At 45.5% G+C, this 23,181-nt stretch carries 16 protein-coding genes; 8 read left to right on the top strand and 8 right to left on the bottom strand.

The genetic code is table 11. The features are described 5' to 3' along the window. Positions 1 to 6 precede the first annotated feature (6 nt). The 4 genes from lpxA to BM114_RS04920 are packed head-to-tail and all read left to right on the top strand — an operon-like array spanning position 7 to position 6,012. Positions 7 to 777 carry an acyl-ACP--UDP-N-acetylglucosamine O-acyltransferase gene (gene lpxA / locus BM114_RS04935; protein ID WP_092111017.1) on the top strand — a complete coding sequence of 257 codons (771 nt, stop codon included), beginning with the start codon at positions 7 to 9 and terminating at the stop codon, positions 775 to 777. Then, a complete protein-coding gene (gene miaA / locus BM114_RS04930; RefSeq protein WP_092111015.1) occupies positions 778 to 1,677 on the top strand; it encodes a tRNA (adenosine(37)-N6)-dimethylallyltransferase MiaA in 900 nt (299 codons plus the stop codon). A gap of 44 nt (positions 1,678 to 1,721) precedes the next feature. Further along, a complete protein-coding gene (locus BM114_RS04925; RefSeq protein WP_092111013.1) occupies positions 1,722 to 4,247 on the top strand; it encodes a transglycosylase domain-containing protein in 2,526 nt (841 codons plus the stop codon). Positions 4,248 to 4,263: 16 nt separating this feature from the next. Continuing rightward, the gene (locus BM114_RS04920; protein WP_092111010.1) at positions 4,264 to 6,012 is read left to right on the top strand and encodes an AAA family ATPase; all 1,749 of its coding nucleotides are present in this window, start codon (positions 4,264 to 4,266) and stop codon (positions 6,010 to 6,012) included. Between the two features lie 137 nt (positions 6,013 to 6,149). On the opposite strand, the gene BM114_RS04915 is transcribed toward BM114_RS04920, so the two are convergent. The 8 genes from BM114_RS04915 to ppdK form a co-directional block, all read right to left on the bottom strand. Further along, positions 6,150 to 6,482, bottom strand: coding sequence for a cupin domain-containing protein (locus tag BM114_RS04915; RefSeq protein ID WP_092111007.1), 333 nt, complete (start codon positions 6,480 to 6,482; stop codon positions 6,150 to 6,152). A 94-nt stretch (positions 6,483 to 6,576) separates the two neighbouring features. Further along, complete coding sequence (locus BM114_RS04910) at positions 6,577 to 9,837, bottom strand: TonB-dependent receptor (RefSeq protein ID WP_092111005.1); 3,261 nt, start codon at positions 9,835 to 9,837, stop codon at positions 6,577 to 6,579. 258 nt (positions 9,838 to 10,095) lie between these two features. Continuing rightward, on the bottom strand, positions 10,096 to 10,818 hold the full coding sequence (locus BM114_RS04905; protein ID WP_092111003.1) for a 16S rRNA (uracil(1498)-N(3))-methyltransferase: 723 nt from the start codon (positions 10,816 to 10,818) through the stop codon (positions 10,096 to 10,098). After that, the gene (locus BM114_RS04900) at positions 10,815 to 11,369 is read right to left on the bottom strand and encodes a bifunctional nuclease family protein (RefSeq protein ID WP_092111001.1); all 555 of its coding nucleotides are present in this window, start codon (positions 11,367 to 11,369) and stop codon (positions 10,815 to 10,817) included. Before BM114_RS04900 ends, BM114_RS04905 begins: the two co-directional genes overlap by 4 nt. A 4-nt stretch (positions 11,370 to 11,373) precedes the next feature. Further along, positions 11,374 to 12,639, bottom strand: coding sequence for an MFS transporter (locus tag BM114_RS04895; RefSeq protein WP_092111000.1), 1,266 nt, complete (start codon positions 12,637 to 12,639; stop codon positions 11,374 to 11,376). 341 nt (positions 12,640 to 12,980) lie between these two features. Continuing rightward, complete coding sequence (locus BM114_RS04890) at positions 12,981 to 13,628, bottom strand: DUF3256 family protein (protein WP_092110998.1); 648 nt, start codon at positions 13,626 to 13,628, stop codon at positions 12,981 to 12,983. Further along, positions 13,625 to 14,125, bottom strand: a complete 501-nt coding sequence (locus tag BM114_RS04885; RefSeq protein WP_092110996.1) for a hypothetical protein — start codon at positions 14,123 to 14,125, stop codon at positions 13,625 to 13,627. The genes BM114_RS04890 and BM114_RS04885 overlap by 4 nt, the downstream gene beginning before the upstream one ends. Before the next feature lie 113 nt (positions 14,126 to 14,238). Beyond that, a complete protein-coding gene (ppdK, locus tag BM114_RS04880; protein ID WP_092110994.1) occupies positions 14,239 to 16,962 on the bottom strand; it encodes a pyruvate, phosphate dikinase in 2,724 nt (907 codons plus the stop codon). A 208-nt stretch (positions 16,963 to 17,170) separates the two neighbouring features. Here ppdK and rlmD point away from each other — a divergent pair, with 208 nt between their 5' ends. The 4 genes from rlmD to BM114_RS04860 all read left to right on the top strand — a co-directional run bounded on the left by rlmD (position 17,171) and on the right by BM114_RS04860 (position 23,075). Further along, positions 17,171 to 18,601, top strand: a complete 1,431-nt coding sequence (gene rlmD / locus BM114_RS04875) for a 23S rRNA (uracil(1939)-C(5))-methyltransferase RlmD (RefSeq protein ID WP_092110992.1) — start codon at positions 17,171 to 17,173, stop codon at positions 18,599 to 18,601. A 93-nt stretch (positions 18,602 to 18,694) separates the two neighbouring features. After that, on the top strand, positions 18,695 to 19,810 hold the full coding sequence (locus BM114_RS04870; protein ID WP_092110990.1) for a porin: 1,116 nt from the start codon (positions 18,695 to 18,697) through the stop codon (positions 19,808 to 19,810). Between the two features lie 931 nt (positions 19,811 to 20,741). Continuing rightward, positions 20,742 to 22,877, top strand: coding sequence for an adhesin (locus BM114_RS04865; RefSeq protein WP_177207049.1), 2,136 nt, complete (start codon positions 20,742 to 20,744; stop codon positions 22,875 to 22,877). 9 nt (positions 22,878 to 22,886) lie between these two features. Beyond that, positions 22,887 to 23,075: a hypothetical protein gene (locus tag BM114_RS04860; protein ID WP_092110988.1), complete on the top strand. Its 189-nt coding sequence runs from the start codon at positions 22,887 to 22,889 to the stop codon at positions 23,073 to 23,075. The last annotated feature ends 106 nt before the right edge of the window (positions 23,076 to 23,181 follow it).

Genomic DNA, 23,181 nt, shown 5'->3' with positions numbered 1-23,181 from the left:
AAAGATATGAATCAAGTCAGCCCGTTGGCATATGTGCATCCGGAGGCAAAATTGGGAGATAACAATATTATTGGCCCATTCTGCTTTATCGACCGCAATACCGTTATTGGAGATAATAATGTCATGCAGAACAGCGTTACCATTAATTACGGTGCGCACATTGGTAATAACAACGAGTTCTTTCCCGGTGCAAGTATTTCTACCAAACCCCAGGACTTGAAGTTCAAGGGAGAAGAGACTTTATGCGAAATCGGCAATCACAACAGTATCCGCGAAAATGTAACTATCTCCAGAGGTACGGCTTCGGCTGGAACCACCAAGGTCGGCAATAGCAATCTTCTCATGGAGAATATGCACCTCGCTCACGATTGTGTTTTAGGAAACAATTGCATTATTGGCAATTCCACCAAATTTGCAGGTGAGGTAACTATTGACGACAATGCGATTGTCAGTGCTGTGGTTCTCTGCCATCAATTCTGTCGTATTGGTGGATATGTAATGATTCAGGGAGGATGCCGCTTCTCTCTGGACATTCCCCCTTATGTCATTGCAGGAAAAGAGCCGACCCGCTATGCAGGTATCAATATTGTTGGTCTTCGTCGACACGGCTTCAGCAATGAATTAATTGACAAGATTCATGAGGCCTATCGCCTACTTTATTCTAAAGGAATATTGAAAGAAGGGATTGAAGAAATCAAAAAGAATATTGAAATCACTCCGGAAATTCAATACATCATCGACTTTGTTTCTTCTTCAAAGCGAGGCATCATCAGGTAAATGAAAACGCTCGTCGTTGTTCTCGGGTCAACAGGTGTCGGCAAAACTGAGCTCAGCCTGCAAATTGCAGAACATTTTAAAACGCCCATTATCAATGCAGATTCCCGACAGATTTTTGCAGAACTGCCTATCGGTACTGCTGCTCCGACTCCTGAACAACAACGGCGCGTTGTTCATTACTTTGTCGGCAATCATCACATACAAGATTATTATAGTGCTTCCATGTTCGAAAGAGATGTGATGTTTCTATTACAAAATCATCTGTTCCAGACTTCGGACATCGCCTTGATGAGCGGCGGCAGTATGATGTATATCGATGTCGTGTGCAAAGGTATCGACGACATACCGACCGTGGACACAGAGACCAGACGACTAATGAAAGGCAGATTGGCGAAGGAAGGACTTCCGGCATTAGTAGAAGAACTCAGGTTGCTCGACCCGGAGCATTATGAGATTGTAGATAAGAATAATCCCCGGCGCATTGTGCATGCCCTTGAAATCTGCCATATGACGGGGAAGCCTTATTCGTCCTTTAGAACGAACACACAAAAAAACCGTCCGTTCAGGATTCTGAAGATCGGGCTAAATCGTCCAAGAGAAGAACTCTACGAAAGAATCAACCAGAGAGTCATTCTGATGATGCAGATGGGATTGGAGAAAGAAGCTCGCAATGTATATCCGCAAAAAGGACTGAACGCATTGAACACTGTAGGTTACAAAGAACTATTCAATTACTTTGACGGCAATATTGACGAAGATGAAGCCGTACGCCAGATTCAGTCAAACAGTCGCAGATATATGCGTAAGCAGCTTACATGGTTCAAAAAGGACAATAGTATCCAATGGTTCAACCCCGAGAATAGCAAAGAAATTATAAATTATATCGATACCTCGATATAAGTATAGAAGTATTTTAGTACTTTTGTATCATAATACTATAGATTATGTGGAACAGAATTAAGAATATTTTCAATTGGTGCAAACGCATAACCAAAGCTTTCTACAGATGGTATAAATCCCTCTATAAGGATGCGCCATGCTGGAAAAAGACGATTGTGGCTGTAACTTCCCTATTAGTCCTTTTCATTCTTTACCTTGGAGCAGTAGACTTAAATCTATTCTGGCTATTTGGCAAATCACCCGGTTATTTTTCCGGAATCAAAGATCCGCAAACATCACAGGCATCAGTGATATATAGCGCAGATGGCAAACAGATTGGAAAATACTTTAACGAGAATCGCACTCCCATAACTTACGAAGAAATCAATCCGGCATTCTTCAAGGCACTTGTTGACACAGAGGATGAACGGTTTTACAGTCATTGGGGAATAGACCCCATTGGACTCTTTGCTGCAGCGAAAGATGCCCTACTCCATCATGGTGGCCGAGGTGCCTCTACTATTACACAACAATTAGCAAAGAATATGTTTCGCGTCCGCACGCAATATTCTACAGGCCTCTTGGGAAAGATTCCCGGTCTCAAGATCCTTATTATGAAGAGTAAGGAATGGATTATAGCCACCAAACTCGAGACCGTATTCTCCAAGAAGGAAATCATTACGATGTATGCCAACACCGTTGATTTCGGCTCAAACGCATATGGCATTAAGACTGCTGCAAAGACATACTTTAACTGCTCTCCCAAAGAGTTGACTACTGATCAGGCTGCTATATTGGTCGGAATGCTGAAAGCTACGACCTACTATAATCCTAAGACCCACCCGGAAAACAGTATCAAGCGCCGCAATGTGGTATTGAACAATATGCTCATTCATGGGGATTTGAGCCAGGATGAATACTCCCGGCTTAGCCGGTTACCCATCAAGCTCGATTATACGGTCGAGAATAATTATGATGGGCAGGCATTGTATTTTCGTGAGGCCGTGGCAGATTACCTAAAAGACTGGTGCGAAGAAAACGGCTACGACTTATATAGTAGCGGACTGAAGATATATACCACCATCGACACACGCATGCAGAAGTATGCAGAAGATGCTGCCCGCAAACAGATGAAGCAAGTCCAGCAGAATTTCAATAACCACTGGGGTATTTATAGAAAACAGGATTCCAACTGGCTAAGGCAGGAACCGTGGCAGGACGAGAATCACCAAGTGATACCAAACTTCATTCAGGGCATTGCCGAAAAACAGCCATTCTACAAAACCTTACTGGCAAAATATCCCAACACCCCGGATTCCGTCGCCTATTACTATAAGGAATGGGTACATCCGGTGAAGGTATTTGACTATGAAAAAGGCGAAATCACAAAAATGATGACATCCGAAGATTCAATCAAATACATGACAACCTTCATGCACTGTGCCATGATTGCAATGGAATCAGAGACAGGACATGTAAAGGCATGGGTGGGTGATATCGACTTCAAGCACTGGAAGTATGACAAAGCCACTGCCATGCGCCAGCCGGGCTCCACATTCAAGCTATTCGTATATACCGAGGCCATGAATCAGGGGCTTACACCATGCGACAAACGCAGGGACGAATATATTTCCATGGATGTATACGATAAGAAGAAACATGAAATGACCAGGTGGACTCCGAGCAATGCCAACGGATATTTTACAGGAGACTCCATGGCTCTGAAATCCGCATTTGCGCGGAGTATCAATTCCGTAGCCGTGAGACTTGGTCAGGAAATGGGCATCAAGCGGATCATCGAGACGGCATACAAAATGGGTATCAAGAGCCCACTTGAAGATGCGCCGTCGCTGGCATTAGGTTCCAGTGATGTAAACCTTCTTGAGATGGTAAACGCCTATTGTACAGCTGCCGACGACGGAAAGCATCACGATCCCGTTCTGGTAACTCGCATATTAGACAAAGACGGCAATGAAGTCTATGTCGGGCCAAACACGACAGAACAAGCCATCCCTTATAAAAGTGCCTTTCTCGTACAGCAGCTATTACAGGGAGGTATGCGTGAACCAGGAGGAACCTCACAAAGCCTATGGGGATATATAGGAAATGTAAGGGACACGGAATTCGGCGGAAAGACCGGAACCTCTAACAATCATTCCGATGCCTGGTTCATGGGTGTAAGTCCTAAGCTTGTGGTCGGCGCATGGGTCGGTGGCGAGTACCGCTCCATACACTTCCGCACCGGGGCATTAGGCCAGGGTTCAAGGACGGCGCTCCCCATTTGCGGATACTTCCTGCAATCAGTATTCGGGGATCCGGCATTTGAAAAGTATCATGGAAAATTTACCCGTCCAACCGACGGGGGAATCACGCGAGACATGTATGAATGCGCAAGCTATTATCCCCCCGTAAAGAAAGATACGACACATAAAGACAGTCTTGAAGTGGTTACGGAAGAGATTATTCTCGACAAGAACGGTAACCCCATAGAAAAGCCTGCGACGACCGAAGGGGAAAAGAAACCGGAGCAGCCCACGGAGTCAAAGCATCGCCAGCCGACAGAACAAGTCGTCAAGTTTGATGAACTCTAAAAGACAGACGCCATAAGTGGATAATATCAGTGCAGAAAACATTGATTTAAACAACCCGGAACTGCAGAATGCGCTCCAAATATTGGAATTTACCCGTCGCTCTCTTTTCCTGACAGGAAAGGCAGGGACGGGTAAGTCAACCTTCCTGCGCTATATTGCGGCTACAACCAAAAAGAAACATGTGATTCTGGCACCTACCGGGATAGCCGCAATCAATGCTGGCGGAGCCACACTGCACAGCTTCTTCAAGCTACCTTTCCATCCCCTGCTCCCAAACGACAGCCGCTATAGTGCCCGAAACATAAGAGAGACCTTAAAATATAATGCGGAAAAGCGCAAGCTGTTGAGAGAGGTAGAACTCATCATCATCGATGAAATCAGTATGGTTCGTGCTGATATCATCGACTTCATTGATAAAGTCTTGCGAATTTACAGCCGCAACATGCGGGAGCCCTTTGGCGGCAAGCAGCTCTTATTGGTGGGCGACATCTACCAGCTTGAGCCTGTACTTAAGGAAGAAGACCGACAGCTCCTACAACCATTTTATGCATCATCGTTCTTTTTCGATGCCAAGGTCTTCCGTCAAATGCAGCTCGTGAGCATTGAGCTGACTAAGGTATATCGCCAGTCAGACCCTGTTTTTATCGAGATTCTCGACCATATACGAACTTCCAAGGTGGCGACAACAGATTTGGATATGCTGAACCGGCATGTGGGAACAGTGCTGGAGAATGACGGATCCGAACTGGCAATTACTCTTTCTACTCGCAGGGACACCGTAGACTATATCAACGAGAAAAAATTAGGAGAACTACCCGGTGAGCCCACAATATTCCATGGCGTCATCGAGGGAGAATTCCCGGAAAGCAGTCTGCCTACACCTCAGGAACTGGTACTGAAAACCGGCGCACAAATACTCTTCATCCGCAATGACAAGGAGAAACGATGGGTAAACGGCACGCTAGGCACCATCATTGGCTTCGGGGATGAAGAAGACGGGATTATCTATGTCCGCACGGAAGACGGAACCGACTGCGATGTGGAACGGGAACTCTGGGAGAATGTGAAATACACATTCAATGAAAAAGAGCAGAAAATAGAAGAACAGGCAATCGGCACCTATACGCAGTTTCCCTTGCGGCTCGCATGGGCGATAACCGTGCACAAAAGCCAGGGACTGACCTTCAATAAAGTGAAGATAGACTTCACGGGAGGCGTCTTTGCCGGCGGCCAGACCTATGTAGCGCTATCGCGCTCCACATCATTAGACGGCATAAGCCTCAAGGAACCCATCCGCCGCGAGGATGTATTCGTAAAGGCAGAAGTACGGAACTTTGCCCGCAACTACAACAACAGGAACATGATATCCCTTGCCTTGCAGCAAAGCAAGGCCGACAAAGAATATTTTGATGCCATGGCGGCTTTCAACCGAGGCGACATGCAGGGAGCACTCGACAGTTTTTTCCTGGCCATTCACAGCCGATATGACATAGAGAAGCCGGAAGTAAAGAGGCTTCTCCGGAGGAAGCTGAATATCATCAACCGGCAGAAAGAAGAAATCAGAAAACTCAAGGCTGAGGCTCGGAAGAAAGAGGATTTCCTGAAACGGCTGGCCGTGGAATATGTCCAGATGGGCCGAGACTGCGAGAAGGAAGACTTCCAAGAAGCCGCTATCAAGAACTATGAGAAGGCCCTGGAATTATATCCGGACATCCCCGAAGCCAAGCGGAAGCTGAAAAGACTACGCAAGTCTTCCACCTCCTGAAACAGCATCGGCACCCCATGGCGTTATTACAAGCCGTGTGTAATGGCGTTACACGCTGCTTGTAACACGATTACACGCCATGTGTAATACGATTACACGCGGCAAATAAAAATGGCGGAGAGCACTCCTCGGAATGCTCAATGGTGTTCGGGCACTATGGCAAAGTAAACCGCATCATGGTCGGTAAGGTTCTCCATATAATGGGAATGCCCCGTCGGACAGTAGTGCACCTGCCCCACACGGGCTACCTCCACCACCCCGTCGTAATGGAAAGTCAGCTCTCCGCTAACGACAAAGATAACCTCACAGTTTTCTTCATGGCTATGCAGACCCGTAGAAGCTCCAGGCCGCAAAGTGGAATACATAATCTTTACCTTGTCATCAGTATAATTACGAGTATCAAGAAGGCCCTTGCCTCCCTTGAAACCAACCTGATGCAGTTCCGGAATCTTATCAAAATCAATAATCATAACGCCTCCAGCTAAATAATTTCGTTCACGCAAAGATACCAAAAAAGGCGGATAACTTTCATAGTTACCCGCCTTTTTTAAACTTTCCGATTGATTAGAATGTATATTTCAGTCCAATCTGACCACGCCAGCGGCTGTAATAGTCGCTATAGTCTCTTGAGGCGTAACCACCGGTGAACTGGTATACTCCCTTGCCCTGATAGTTTACAGGACTTGAATATATTCCGAATCCATCGCCCATCGTGTGCCCCCAGTCCTTGTTGAGCAGGTTACCAAGGTTGATGATATCAAAGCTCAACTCAACGGAATTAAGCTGACCTGCCACCTTGAAGCTGTACTTCTGAGCCAGGTGAACATCAAAATGGTGCTCAAACGGGAGGTTGTCAGCATAGCGCTTGTAATACTCGCCACGATGATCCTTCATATATGAATCGGTCCCCATCCAGTATTTCAACAGCTGGCGCTGCTGATCAGCAGAGAGGGAACCTCCAGTATAGCTGTCGCCGAATACCCGACGCGTCAGGGCGTTGGCGGTTGTTGAAGGAGCAGAAGCTTCAAACTGCATCTTGTCAATTTGCTCATCCGTGGGAATAAAAAGAAGGTCGTTACCGTTAGCACCGTCTTCGTTCACATCGCCATAATAGTAATAGGAATAGGGTGAGCCGCTGCGAGCCTCATAAATCAAGCCGACGGTGGTCAGCCATGCCTTGTTCTTGCCATAGGCAGCATGATAGAATGCAGAGGCCTGGATGCGGTGAGGCACATTGTAGGCTGAATTACCCAGCTCCGGATCGTTGGAGTTGCGATAGGTGTAGTTATAACGCCAGTTGCTCTCCGCAACAGACGAACCTCCGTTGTTCACGCTCTTAGACTTGGTGAAAGTATAGCTCGCCATCAGGTCTAATCCGAAATCAAACTTCTTCTCTGCCTTCAGGGAGAGATTGGCTGTATAGCCTTTTGATGTATTATAAAGGCCATAGACATTAGCATACGGCTGACCGGTCGTTACACGGCTGAACATCGGGCGGTTATCCCAGGCGATGTCAGTATAGACCTGATTCAAGGTCTTGCCAGTCTGCTCATAGGCAAGGTTCTTGTAGACAATGTCATTCAGGGTCTTTGAATAGATTGCCTCAAGCGTCCAGTCGATGCCAAGGAGCTGGAAGTCAAATCCAAGGTTAAGGCGGAGGTTCTGCGCAAACTTGAACTTGTGATCGTAGACATTCACGGTCTGGCTTCCGGACGCACTTAGCTTTTGTGCATTCGCCTCCTGGCCGTTTGGATTCAGAATCAAGTCCAGACCCTTCGTGCTATAAGTATTATAGGTTGAGAGCTGAATACCCGTATTAGAGAAGTTGTTGCTAACCCACACAAAGGGGATACGCCCCGTGAAAATACCTATACCCCCACGGAGAATGAACTTGTGATCATTATTGATGTCCCAGCGGAAACCCACTCGCGGAGAGAACAACGGAGAGCTTGAAAGCTTCTGGTTGGTCTTGACATTCCATCCCTGTGTCTCCGCATAAGTATTGAAACCTGCGTTTTCTGCAGGCGTATCGAAGAATACAGGAACATCGACACGCAGTCCATAGGTCAACTGGAAGTTATTGGTTGCATCCCATTTATCCTGCGCATAAACGCTGAACTGGGCTGCACCGAAGCCGGCTTCCCAGCGGGGGTCTCCTGTTACATCCGTATTCGCATGACCGTAACGATACTGATTCATGTAAGCCACCTTTGGATCTACAGCACCGGCTTTCCATGCATCATAGTATGACTTGAACATGTCATAGGTCTTAAAATAATAAGAACCGAACAAGTCTTGAATGAAAAGATTTGAGAAATTGTAGATCTCGTTATGGGTTCCGAATGTAAATGTATGGTTACCTCTATACCATGTCAGGTTATCCTCTATGGTATAGATGTCCTGATCCAGCCTGTTTGCCATAGAAGAACGCTCTACACCGAGATTCACACTACCGTCTCCGACACCATTGACCGTTATCATCGGAAATTCAGACGATATGGCACGCTGGTCGCGGACACGGACATAAGAAACACGGGCCTCATTGCTCAAAACCGGAGAGAGACGACTCTGCAACTCCGCAATAAAGGAATTGGTCTTACTCTTGAACGGATAGCTGTAGGTGCTTGCATTTATAGAAGACCTACTGCCGGTGTTATTCAGCTGAGACGCATTTACCAAGCTCCATCTTAAACTGAATTTGTTAAACTCATTAATATTCCAGTCTAATTTGGCACCAGCCTTATCGCTCTTCGTGTAAACATCCGGGTTGGTCAACTCACCATTATACTCTACCCCCTGGGCAGCAGCCATCTCCTTCACCCAGGCAAGAATATCCGCAGCCTGCTTAGAGTCAAAATTAGCCTCGGCCGAACCGAGCCCATAAAGATTGGGATATGTCTTGTTTGATTTCTCGTAATTTACAAAGAAGAACAACTTGTCTTTCACGATTGGTCCCCCCAATGTAACGCCGGCATTATATTCTTTCTGCTCTGTGTACTTAGCGGCATACCCACTGCCATCTGACAGAGGGTATTTGTGCCCTATAAGGTTCTGATTATTTCCAAAACCATACAGGCTTCCATGAAATTTGTTAGTTCCGCTCTTGGTAATCGCATTTATCGCACCACCGGTAAATCCGCTCTGGCGGACATCAAAGGGAGCCACATTTACCTGAATCTGCTCGATGGTCTCCATGGAAACCGGCTGGGTGCCTGCCTGACCACCATTGCTGCCATTGCTTGTAAGGCCAAAGACATCATTGTTCGCTGCACCGTCAATCATAAATGAATTATAACGGTTATTAGTACCAGCAAACGACATCGCCCCAGAACTTGTCGTTGTCAACTGTGGATTCAGGCGAGCCACATCGGCAATGCCATGTGAAATGCTCGGCATATCATTGATCTGCTGGGCGTTCATACTTGTTGCAGCACCAGTCTTAGTTGCATTCAATCCTGCTTTTCCCGCAACAACAACCTCTTGTAATTGCTGGGCATCCTCCTCAAGAGAGCAAGAAAGATTTTGAGTTTCACCCAACAAGAGACTTACATCGTTAAAAGTCTTTGCCTGATGCCCAATGTAAGTAACCTCAACCTTATAAGGCCCGCCCGGACGCATACCTTGAATGGTATAACGACCGTCTACATTGGTAACCGCACGGTATATCGTGCCGGAAGGCTGGTGCGTAGCCGTAACCGTGGCACCAACGACCTCTTCACCAGAAGAAGTAACTTTTCCACTAATACCAGAAGTTGTAATTTGGGCTGAAACAGAAATTGTGAAGAACAACATAAGAACAGCCAAGAAATGCAATCGTCTTTGCATAGCTTTTATTAAATTTTGATTAATATTATGGGATAAAATCCCCGATTATCTTTACAGCTGCAAAATTACTTAAAAATTCTCATATATGTGATACAGGAGTGTTAAAATGTGGAGAATTGTTTATTTCAGTACTATCTGAGTACTCTCATCATCTGATTATGAAGTCGCACTAAGCTAAAACCTCCCTAAAAACTGGTTTTGCCTATGACAAAGCCAGAAAGCATTTATGAAAGAAATGGGGGTTATATTGGTTTGAGGTTAAATTCTTTTAGCAAGCTGGGCCATCGTTACTGCCATAAGACCAGCTGTTTCGGTTCGCAGCCTGCTGTTTCCCAATGTTATGGACCTATACCCCTTATTCATAGCAAAGTCCACCTCCTCAAAAGAAAAATCCCCTTCCGGCCCAATGAGAATTGTAACATTCTCATCTTTCGAAAGTTGCAGTATATCATTAAACAAATCAGTCTGATCTATTTCGTCGTGGCAATGGGCAATATATTTATAGCCTTCACAAGGATGATTGATGAAATCCTGAAAAGAAGTCATCTGATTAATCTTTGGCTTCCATGGCTTCCGACTTTGCTTGACAGCAGACACCATAATTTTTTCCAGTCTAACAGTTCTCATATATTTTCGCTCCGAGAAATGTGTCTGGAGAAAAGTAAGTTCGTCAAAGCCTATTTCCGTTGCCTTTTCCACCATCCATTCTATGCGATCCATCATCTTGGTCGGAGCAATGGCTAAATGAATGTGCCCATCCCATGCTTTTCTCTGGGGAAGGGCTTCCTGTATTTCATACATACACCTTTTTGTCGCAGCCAAAGTTACGATGGTACGATAGAAAGTCCCCTGCCCGTCCATCAAAAACATTTCATCCCCGGCCTTAAGCCTTAACACTCGCAATGCATGCATAGCTTCTTCAATGGGGAGCTCTGTCTGTGATGTGGCATCAGGAACATAAAAATATCTTGACTCTTTCATTCTTGCAGATTATTTTTTCTGTGATCTATTTCTTCTTTCAGCATTGAGGCCAACTCGTAGTTTTCTTCGCTGACAGCCTGGTCCATCGCCTTTTCAAGCATGTCAAGACTTAGTGCGTTTATCGGCAACTTTAATCCATGACTATCTTTATGGAACTCTGCACTCTGTTTCCGCATAAGCACCTCATCAATATAGATGGGAACACCACTAATCCTAGATAAAAGGACTGCGTCCGTAATTTGTATAGGCAGCATTTCCAGAGTCTTCATATTATAAATTCTGGAGAGATACTCTCCTCCCCGAATATCTTCTATTCTGATTTCAAAATGCATATCCGTCTCAGACTTAAAAAGGCGAACCAAAACCTCTGGCAGAAATCGGCTACAATTCAGTGTTGCCGAATCTCTGAGACCGAAATAATAGGTTGTATACCTATCACAGGGAATGGATACTTGCAATGTCTCTTCTTCATTGACAAGCACCAAGATTCCCTGATTATCGGAGCCAACGATCTCTGTTACACACTTATATTTCAGCCTTATTCGAGACATATAGCTATATTGCTTTTTCTTTCGGATTGAATACTAATGCAAAGGTTATTCCGACAAGTAGTGCATATCCAGCAAAGATAAACCAACAGGTAGGCCAATCACCAACGGTAAGTATATTGCCATCTACAACTTCTGCATGAGTATATGTATTAATAATGGCCTGTGCAGCTAAAGTGCCGATCGTTGCCCCGACGCCATTGGTCATTAACATAAACAATCCCTGGGCACTTGAACGAATGTCTGGCTCGGTAGACTTATCTACGAATAATGAGCCTGATATATTGAAGAAATCAAATGCGACACCGTAGACAAGCATTGAAAGAACAAACATCCAGACCCCACTTCCAGGATTCCCCAGACCGAATAGTCCAAAGCGAAGTACCCAGGCAAACATTGCAATCAGCATGACATTCTTAATTCCATAACGCTTCATGAAAAATGGAATCAACAGAATACAACAAGTCTCGCTAATCTGTGAAAGTGAAATCAGAATATTCGCATGCTGAACACCAAAGGTTGATGCATACTGAGGGTCTGCCCCAAAACTAAAGATAAACGGGTTGGCAAATCCATTAGTTATCTGAAGACTTACGCCAAGCATCATCGAGAAAATAAAGAATATAGCCATTTTCCTCTGCTTGAACAGAGCAAATGCTTTCAGTCCAAAAACCTCTGCAAGAGTTTTCTGCTTCCCATCTTTCACAGTCGTACAATTTGGCAATGTGAATGTATAAAGAAAGAGGATGATACTCAAAATACCCGATGTTACAAACTGATTTTGGTCAATCTGGAACTTCATAATATCTACGAACCACATGGAGCAGATAAAACCAATAGTGCCAAAAACCCTGATTGGCGGAAAATCCTTTACTGTATCAAGTCCTGCATCCGTCAAGCAGAAATAAGCTACAGAATTACTCAATGCAATGGTCGGCATAAAGAAAGCGACACTTAATGAATACAATGTAAAGATTATGCCAAACTGGGTATCCGTACCAGCCAGATAGCCATAATATGCTGTAGCTATCATAAAGATACCGGCAAACAGATGGCATAACCCCAATACCTTTTGAGAAGCTATCCATCTATCTGCAATTATACCCATAATAGCAGGCATAAAGATAGATACAACACCTTGCATTGAATAAAACCACCCGATATGAGTGCCGAGGCCAAGATTACCCAGATACCTTCCCATTGATGTAAGGTAAGCTCCCCACACGGCATACTGCAAAAAACTCAGCAGGATTAGTCTAATCTTCAGATTCATAGTTACTATTTTTTTGTACAAATGCAAAGATACGGAAAAAGGCTGTGAATAAAAAGCTTTTTTAGATTATTTTTTCATAAGTCATACAAAACAAGGAAGATCCAGAATGGATAGGCTGCAAAATATCTAAGTCATCTTAACAGCTCCCAATGTCATCTATAACCATCAAAAGGATGTTCTTAACACCTTTCATAAAGACAGGCCAAGAACACATAATAAAAAAATTGATTGTCTCACGACAACCAATCTTTTCTTAACCTTAATAATCTAATACCATGAAAAACACGATGCAAATATAGCACATCTTGTGTGAAACTCCAAACAAACTGCGCAAATTTGCTTTAAATCATAACACTTTTAAACACTTTCCCAGTCCATTTAAACTTTTTTGGCAAAAATATCTCTCTTATTGACTGCTTTTCCCTTTCACTCATTAAGGGAAGGGATAGAGAGAAGATAATCTCATTAGTTGTCGGATTTAGCGACGCATACATTAAGACAGGATCCAGTACACCTTCAAAACCAGCCTGTCTCTTCTTCGAAAGAGTGTCTGGAATAAAGGCAAAATTATCCCTGAGACCGGTGAGGCCGACACCATCAAACATCGCATCTGATGGCAATCTTTTCCAATCTTTGTCATAAAAATCTATGATACTCTCAAATTCCGGGCCATTCAAAGTCTTTATCATACACAATATAGAATCCGCATTAGTGAAAGGTAGCATTTTCAATTCAATCCTTACGGAAGGGTTGACCGTCAAATGCAAATAATCTATCGACAATGTATCCAGTACGGTACTGTCCCCTAACAGATTGTTTACTTCGGATTTCACATTGAGATTGACAAAGTCTACCAATTCGATTCTCTGGTTATTATTTAAATAAGGTATAATGGAATCAGGCATAGACAGCCACATCTCTCTAACTGATTTTGCAGAGAGAGACATCATAGATAACGATAGCAAAAACAGGATTAATAGTCTTTTCATTGTTTTCTAATAAGCTTATGAAATGCTCCGAAACGCAATTCCGTTGTCCACTTCCCCTCACGGCGATGCGTAGAGAGCGTAAAAAGATGTCCTATTCCAGATGGAGCCACCCCACCCTTATAAAACTTATTACCATTTTCCTCAAAATCATATGTCATGCTATATTTCCTACTTAAGTCGCAGGCAAGTGTATCCCTATCCGCAACAGCCATCGGACGAGATGGTGCAACCATAAAAAAGCGGGCTTCATTGAAATAGTCGCCCGTCTGCTTCGATTCAAATCCGAATACTATTTTGCTAAAATAGTATCCATTAATCGTCAAGTCATAGTAAACTAAATTGTCTCCCTCAATAGCATTAGGCTCCCCGAACCTTGCTTTGAATATGGACAAAGCATCATGGCGAGAAGTGCCGAAATCAACACTTACAAACTCATTCCCCGCCGCATTTGCAACAACAACCACACACAAACAGAATAATATAAGAAACCTTCTCATCAAGCTTTAGAATTCTAATTGGATGCAAAGATACATTTTTTTCCCGAGATATACAAGAAATATGAGGCAGAACTCCCAAGAATCCTGCCTCACACAAATTAAGTTTTTAAGGACTACCTTTCTTCCACCGCTGCCTGCGCGGCTGCCAGCCGGGCAATTGGCACACGGAATGGAGAACAGCTTGCATAATTCATACCTATCTTGGCACAGAACTTAACAGATGTTGGCTCGCCACCATGCTCACCACATATACCCGTACGGAGTGTCGGACGAACCTCGCGGCCTTTATCGACAGCCATTTTTACCAACTGCCCCACACCCTCCTGATCAAGAACTTGGAATGGATCGACCTTCAAGATCTTTTGCTCAAGGTATACAGGCAAGAAACTTGCTATATCATCACGAGAATATCCGAAAGTCATCTGTGTAAGGTCATTCGTCCCAAACGAGAAATACTGCGCCTCACTGGCAATTTTGTCGGCAGTAAGGGCTGCACGAGGAATTTCTATCATTGTACCAATCTCAAAGTCTATCTTGAATCCATACTGGTCGAATGTACGACGGGCACTTTTCAAGATTACTGCCTTTTGCTGACGGAACTCCGCTACCGTACCGATTAAAGGAACCATTATTTCCGGTTTCGGATTTTTGCCTTCCTGTTTCAGTTCACAGGCCGCACTGATAATAGCGCGAGTCTGCATCGCCGTTATTTCCGGAAAAGTGATGCCCAAACGGCAGCCACGATGCCCCAGCATAGGATTATTCTCTGCTAAAGATTCCACACGCCGCTTGATGGTTTCCAAGGAAACTCCCATCTCATCAGCCATCTGTTGCTGGCCTTCCTTGTCATGGGGGACAAACTCATGCAGGGGGGGGTCCAGCAAGCGAATATTCACAGGAAGCCCGTCCATAGCCTCAAGAATGCCCTTGAAGTCCGCCTTCTGATATGGCAGAAGCTTATTTAATGCCTTTTCTCTTTCTTCTCCATTTTCGGCAAGAATCATCTCGCGCATAGCGATGATTTTCTTATCCTCGAAGAACATATGTTCTGTACGAGTCAGGCCTATTCCTTTGGCACCAAAAGAACGAGCCACAAGTGCATCGTGTGGAGTATCGGCATTTGTACGGACCTGTAGGCGGGTATATTTGTCGCAGAGATCCATTAATTCCTTAAAGTCCCCACTAAGCTCCGCAGCCTTTGTCGGCACTTCCCCGGCATAAACCTGTCCCGTAGAGCCATTCAAGGATATATAGTCTCCTTCTCTGTATTTGACGCCATCAATTTCAACGGTCTTTGATCTGTAGTCTACATTAATAGCACCAGCACCGGATACACAGCACTTACCCATACCACGAGCGACTACTGCCGCATGAGATGTCATGCCTCCACGAGCAGTCAGGATTCCCTCTGCAGCTGACATACCGGCTAAATCTTCCGGAGAGGTTTCTATACGGACCATGATCACCTTATGACCATCTTTATGCCATGCCTGAGCATCATCCGCATGAAAGACAATCTGACCACAAGCTGCACCAGGACTTGCAGGAAGGCCTTGTGTAATAACTTCAGCCTTTTGAAGCGCCAGTTTGTCAAATACAGGATGGAGTAATTCGTCCAGTTTCTGGGGCTCACAACGCATGATAGCCGTCTCCTCGTCAATCATCCCTTCGTGCAGCAAGTCCATTGCAATCTTGACCATTGCCGTGCCTGTACGCTTTCCGTTGCGAGTCTGAAGGAACCAGAGTTTGCCCTCCTGCACAGTAAACTCCATATCTTGCATATCATGATAGTGGTGCTCCAATTTATCCTGAATTTCATCTAATTGCCTATAAATTTCCGGCATAGCTTCTTCCATGGAAGGATACTTGACAGCACGCTCCTCTTCTGAAATACCAATCCGCTGGGCCCATCGCTGTGAACCGATTTTGGTAATCTGCTGTGGAGTACGGATGCCAGCAACGACATCCTCACCCTGTGCATTTACAAGATACTCACCATTGAAAAGGTTCTCGCCATTGCCGGCATCACGACTAAAGCAAACACCTGTCGCAGAGGTTTCTCCCATATTGCCAAATACCATTGCCATTACGGAGACGGCCGTGCCCCATTCGTCCGGGATGCCTTCCATCTTGCGGTAAAGGATGGCGCGATCGTTCATCCAGCTGCGGAATACTGCGCAAATAGCTCCCCAAAGCTGCTCTATAGGGTCATTGGGAAAATCCTTACCTGTACGCTCCTTAATAGCCGCTTTAAAAAGTCTCACTAACTTCTTCAGTTCATCAACGCTAAGATCCTTATCCAACTTGACACCGCGCTCGGCCTTGACAGTCTCTATTATTTCTTCAAACGGGTCTATGTCCTCCTTGTTTACGGGCTTCATCTCAAGCACCACATCGCCGTACATCTGAACGAAACGACGATATGAATCGTAAACGAAATGGGGGTTACTTGTCTTTTTTACCATCCCCTCTGCAACCTCGTCATTCAAGCCTAAATTAAGAATGGTATCCATCATGCCGGGCATGGATGCGCGAGCTCCCGAACGCACACTGACAAGCAGAGGATTTTCAGCATCACCAAATCTGGAATTCATTAAAGCCTCAATATGTCGGACAGCACCAGCAACATCATCCTTCAAAATCTCTACTATTTGCTCCTGTCCTACTTTATAGTATTCATTGCAAGTATCAGTAGTAATGGTGAATCCAGGAGGGACAGGCACACCTATTAAATTCATTTCAGCAAGGTTAGCTCCCTTACCACCAAGTTGTTCACGCATTGATGCGTTCCCTTCAGCTTGTCCATTACCGAAGAGATATACTCTTTTTTCGCTCATAGTTGGTTTTTAAATATATAATTTAATGTCATTTATATTTCCTACTGCAAAGGTACATTAATTATTTATTATATACAAATTATTTAATTGAAAAATTGTAAGGTCGAGTTTGCATTTTAGATTGTTTACAATAACATTTATAAAAAACAAACACAGCCAATGTAAATTCACAATATTTTTGTAACTTTGCATATAAATTCAAAGTTTTATGAGTAGGAAGAAATCTCTGCCTTTATTAGAAAATGTTACGATTGAGGCTGTCGCAGCTGAAGGCAAATGTATTACCCATGTAGGCGACATGGTCATATTTGTGCCATTTGTCGTTCCTGGAGATATTGTAAACCTCCAAATAATCAAGAAGAAACATCGCTATTGCGAGGCAGAAGCCATTAAATTTATCAAATACAGCAATGTCCGTGAGAACCCTATATGTCAGCATTTTGGAATTTGCGGAGGATGCAAGTGGCAGAATCTGCCTTATGAGGAACAATTAAAAGCCAAACAGCAACAAGTCTATGACCAATTAAGCAGAATCGGCAAGATTGAACTTCCTGAATTTCATTCCATTTTAGGTTCTGTAAAGACCAAGGAATATAGAAACAAGCAAGAATACGGATGCAGCGAAAAGCGTTGGTATACAAAGGAAGAACTAAAAGAACTCCCTGAAAACTCAGGATTGGCAGGCGGTGCTATAGGCTTGCATATTACAGGAGCATTCGACAAAGTCTATCCCATTGAAAAATGCTGGCTAATGGATGACTTCCATAATCTGGTGCGCAATGAGGTCTTTGAGTATGCCCGGAAAACCGGTATGACTTTTTATAATATCCGAGAACAGCACGGACTTCTCCGTGATTTAATATTCCGCAATTCAAACACAGGAGAGTGGATGCTCATTGTACAATTCCACTACGATGAAGAAGGCGACGATGAAAAAGCCAAGGAATTACTGCTGCATATTTCCAATCAGTTTCCACAAATCAGCTCCTTAATTTATGTTGATAATCAAAAAGGGAACGACACTATTAGTGATCAGGAACTAATAACCTTCAGGGGTACGGATTATATCTATGAAACTATGGAAAACCTGAAATTCAAGGTTGGCCCCAAGAGTTTCTACCAGACTAATACTGATCAGGCATACCATCTGTATTGCATAGCCCGCCATTTTGCAGAATTGTCTGGCTATGAGCTCGTCTACGACCTGTATACAGGTACTGGCACTATTGCAAACTTTATTGCCCACAAGGCTAAGAAAGTTATCGGAATTGAATATGTGCCCGAAGCCATCGAAGACGCAAAGGAGAACAGCCGATTAAACGGTATTGCCAACACTCTTTTCTATGCCGGTGATATGAAAAATATACTTACAGATGATTTCATCAAACAGCATGGCCGGCCAGATGTAATCATCACCGACCCTCCCCGCGCCGGCATGCATCCCGATGTAATAAAAGTTATAATGAATGCAGCTCCCGCAAGAATCGTCTATGTAAGTTGCAATCCTGCCACTCAGGCACGCGACCTGGCCCTGCTCGCCCCCATGTACAAAGTTGCTCAAGTTCAACCAGTAGACATGTTCCCGCACACACCGCATGTAGAGAATGTAGTACAACTTATAAAACGGCAGCCAATTTGATTTTTCTTAATGAAAACTCCCAAGTTTTCAAAAAAGATTCTTATCTTTGCAAGTGAAATATGTATTACGATCGGATTACTAACTAAACCCCATATGAAAAAAGGTATTATCATCGCATTATTGGCTTTCATCGCTATTTCTACCAATGCACAGGAAAAGAAACAGGCTTGGATTAACAATGTCAAACTTTCCGGCTACGGCATAGTTCAATATCAGTCCAGCAGTCAGGAAGATGCAAAGAGTAATTCTTTCAATCTCAGGATTGCCCGTGTTTCTCTGGACGGCCGCGTTCTGAAAGACTTCTACTGGAAGGCGCAGATTCAATTTAACGGCAATACCTCCACCCTTGGAAGCTCACCTAAAGTCGTTGATCTCTTTGCCGAGTGGCAGAAGTACGATTTCTTCCGCGTAAAAATCGGGCAGTTCAAGAATCCGTTCACTTATGAGAATCCGATGAACCCGATTGATCAGGGGTTCATGGGATATAGCCAAGTAGTCCAGAAATTAGCGGGATTCTCTGACCGCGCGGGAGCACATAGCTCTAACGGCCGCGACATTGGACTGCAATTCCAGGGAGACTTTCTCAAGAATGCCAACGGCCGCAATCTGATTCATTATCAGGTCGGAGTATTTAACGGCCAAGGTATCAATGTGAAAGATGTTGACGAACAGAAAAACATCATCGGCGGCGTATGGGTGATGCCGGTCCCCGGCATGCGCCTGGGTGCCTTCGGCTGGACGGGAAGCTATGCCCGCAAAGGCACCTGGACGGACAACGGCGGCGGAAGCGGAGTCCGCAAGCTCCAGCAACGCCGCTATGCGTTCTCCGCTGAGTATTTCGTAGACGACTGGACCTTCCGCTCGGAGTATGCCCACTCTACGGGACTTGCCTTCAGCAAGGCACTCTCGAACACCAACGATGCCACCTCCACCAACTGCGACCTCGGCACCGACGGCGACAAGGCACAAGGAGTCTACGCCCTGGTCATAGCTCCTGTCGTCAAGCAGAAGGTTCATGTGAAAGCACGCTACGATATGTATCAGCCCACGGGAGACTCCAGCAAACAGAAGACCCTATATGAAATCGGGGCCGACTACCTGTTCCACAAGAACTTCCAGATTGGTGCGGAATACGCCTTCGTGAACGACAGAAGCCTTGCCGACCACAATTATGGCATCTTCGATGTAGAGGTATCGTTCCGGTTCTAAGAAAAGGTCTGACAATTCTAATGCCCCGAAAGTTCTCTCCATGGGTTCTTTCGGGGTTTATCATATCCCTTGGGCACACTACTCTCCCTTCCGAACTCCCCGACAGAATTCCGGTTTCAAATTGTAAGTCGGAAAGGACTGATGCTGGGCTGCGTTTTTGCATATACATTTTTTTATTGCATAATTATTCGAAAATGACGGTTCAATCGGACAAAAACCACCTCTTGGGGTGCTTTTAACGGCCTTTAGGAATACCGGAAGCCGCTGTTTAGAAGCCCGAAAGCCGTTAAAAGCATTGCTAAAGGCGGCCTCCGCCCCTCTACTCCATCACATACCGAGAGGGAAAATGCGACATATTTGTAAACAAAACAGAAAACGAGCTCCATAAACGCGCCGTACGGGGCTCTCCAGGCAGGGGGTTCACCATACGAGGCAGTCCGTCTTCCGCACGCCTATGCGCGACATGCATAATTATTCACTAACAGTTTGCAAGGGGAGAAAATGGAGTCCGAGGTTTACTTCCTCCTTTCTGCATGGGTCGACACAAGGTCATACCACCGGCAAGGAAGTTGCCGGAGTGCATATAAGATATAATATTTCTTAAACTATGTTAATTTTGTGGGGGGGGGGTAAATAGACATTCATTTTTCTTTATAACTTTGTGTCCTAATCGCTTTGGGAGGGCGTGCGACGGGACGAGAGTGTCCCGTACAGACAAACGAAGCAGAGAGTAAAAAAAACAAGTGGTCATGCATATACATCGAATTAGGTGATAAATATACCGCATCATGCATCAGTCGGATATTATCATGGATATAGGCAGAGGCGTCTCTGCGCAGATGCACACGGCATACTCTGTTATAAAAACAAAGGCAATTAAACAATATTCAATAATATGCGAACTTATATCAAAAACAAAAGATTTAGCGCTATGAAATTAAGTTTTGTGCTCGTGGCCCTGTTGGCTACGGCGCTCCCCACGAAAGTCCTTGCCCAGGGACAGGACTCTAACCATCAATGGGTGGGAAACTCCATTGCCGACTTCATCAACAGCAGCGAGGAAGATATGAAAACTGTGTACCTATATAATGTGGGCACAGGGAAGTATCTGAACATCGGCTCCAACTGGGGCACGAGCGTGTCGGCCTATAATGTGGGCATGCCCATCGTCCTGACCGACCAGGGAAGCGGCACTTACCTGATACAGGGAAGCCTTGCCACCTCCGACGGTCAGTACCTTGGATTCCCCAATCCGCCAAGTACTCCGACCGCAGCGAATAAGTCCGACTGGGACCGGGTCTACTGCGACCGCAAACAGGAGAACTCTAATCTCTCCTGGACAATCAGCGAGACCGGCAGCAACAGCAAGACCTATACACTCTATTGCTATAACGGCACCGGAGCCGCAATGGGCGGAAACAGGTATCTGATCGTCTCCGATGAGGCCTCCTCGTCCAACCGCCTAGAACTGGTCTATCCTACCGCCATTGGCAGCTACGGCCAGAACGCAGAATGGAAGTTCATTACACTCAAGGACATGAAGAATGCCTTCAAGGCTCAGTTTGCCTCTAACGAGGCACCGGCTGACGCCACCTTCCTGATAAAGGACCAGGACATGAACCGCAGCAACAAGGATGTGGACAAATGGACGGTCAGTGGATTCAACTACAGAATGAACGGTTCCTACAGTTTCCTGCAAGATGCTCAATACACTTATTATGTGGGAATGGGACAAAGGCCCGATGTCAACGACGACTATCAGCGACAATACGGAAACTATTGGATAGGCTCCATACGCAATCTGGGGCAGGACGCCCATGCCAACGGCACGCTGACGCAGGCGGTAACGACGCTGAAGAAAGGCTGGTACCGCGTTTCCTGCGACGGGTTCTATCATACCGACGGTAGTATGAAATCAAGCCTTTTCGCCTATGTGGAGGGCAGCTCGGAGGGTCAGTCAAATGTCTCCACGAAACTGAATCTGTTCAACGAAGAGTTCGAATATGACGCCGAATCCCTGACCAAGGTGTACAAGGCCGCGGACGCATCTACCGGAAGTCCCTATGTCAGGGCTGCCAAGCTGTTTGAGACTGGGACTTACAACAACTCCATACTGGTCTATGTGCCCGAAAACGGCAAGGTGCTGAACATCGGCATCAAGGTGGAAGGCTCCGCCGACGAGCTCGACTGGACCGCCTTCGACAACTTCCAGCTGAAGTATTGCGGAGACAACGACATGGTACTCGATGAAACCCAGACCTCGCTCGACTATCTCACGAAGCAAGGGCTCTCCACCGGCAATGCCTATACACTCATCTTGAAGCGCACGATGACTTCCGGACTGTGGAACTCCATCACGCTGCCCGTAGCGCTCACGGCAGCCCAGTTCAAGACCGCATTCGGCGACCAGGCAAACCTGGCCAAACTGAAAGGACAGGACGAGAACATCCCGACCCGTATCGACTTTGAGTCTGTCAGCCTTGCCAACGACGCTGCCATCGTGATAGAACCCAACCAACTCTACATCATGCGGCCTACCCGCAACGCCAATGTAACGACCGGAAGCTATAACAAGACGCTTAACGATCACTCCACGATCACGGTCAACGCTCCATACTTCACCATTAACAATGTAGTCCCGACGGCTTCTCCGACGGAGACTTTCAAGGAAAACTCCAAGCCCACGACTACAGAGGCCGACAACATTCAGTTCTGTGGCACGCAGGTCTCTCAGCAAACGGCGTTCGTCCCAGCCGGCTCCTATGTGCTGGGCAACAACGGAAAGTGGTATCATACCCAGTCGCCACTATCTATCAAGGGCTTCCGCTGCTGGATAGCCACCAATGTAGCCTCTGGCGCAAAGGCCCTTACCTTCGCCCTTGACGGTGAAGAGCAGGGCAGTATTACAGGTATAGAGGGCATCCGCAGCGATATTGCCGCAGGGCAGAAATTGTCTGGCGATATTTACGGCATCAATGGTCAGCTCGTGCGCCGCGGGACATCCTCGCTGGAGGGACTGCCCAAAGGCATCTATATTGTGAACAATAAGAAATATGTAATTAAATAAAACAAGGAAATGAAGAGAAATATATATATAACTCCGAATACGGAGACCATAAAAATATACCCTGAAGAGCTTATGGGAATAAAATTCTCACAGGTCGACAACGATGGTGACGGAAAGACTGACCAGCAACCCATCATAGAGGGTGATCCAGAAGAAATAGGTGCAAAGCCCGGCTTCTTCTCTGACTGGGAAGACTGAATCGCAGACGGACAAATATCCTTATTGACTTCAAACAGGCATTGCCCTCCTATGGACACCCAACAGGAAGCTTCCCATGCAGTCGCATGGGAAGTTTTCTTATGCA

The sequence above is a fragment of the Prevotella sp. KH2C16 genome (assembly GCF_900113305.1).
In the GTDB taxonomy this organism is placed as follows: Bacteria; Bacteroidota; Bacteroidia; order Bacteroidales; family Bacteroidaceae; genus Prevotella.
The sequence above is the reverse complement of the archived record's forward strand: the minus strand, read 5'-3'. Positions and strand labels throughout refer to the sequence as shown.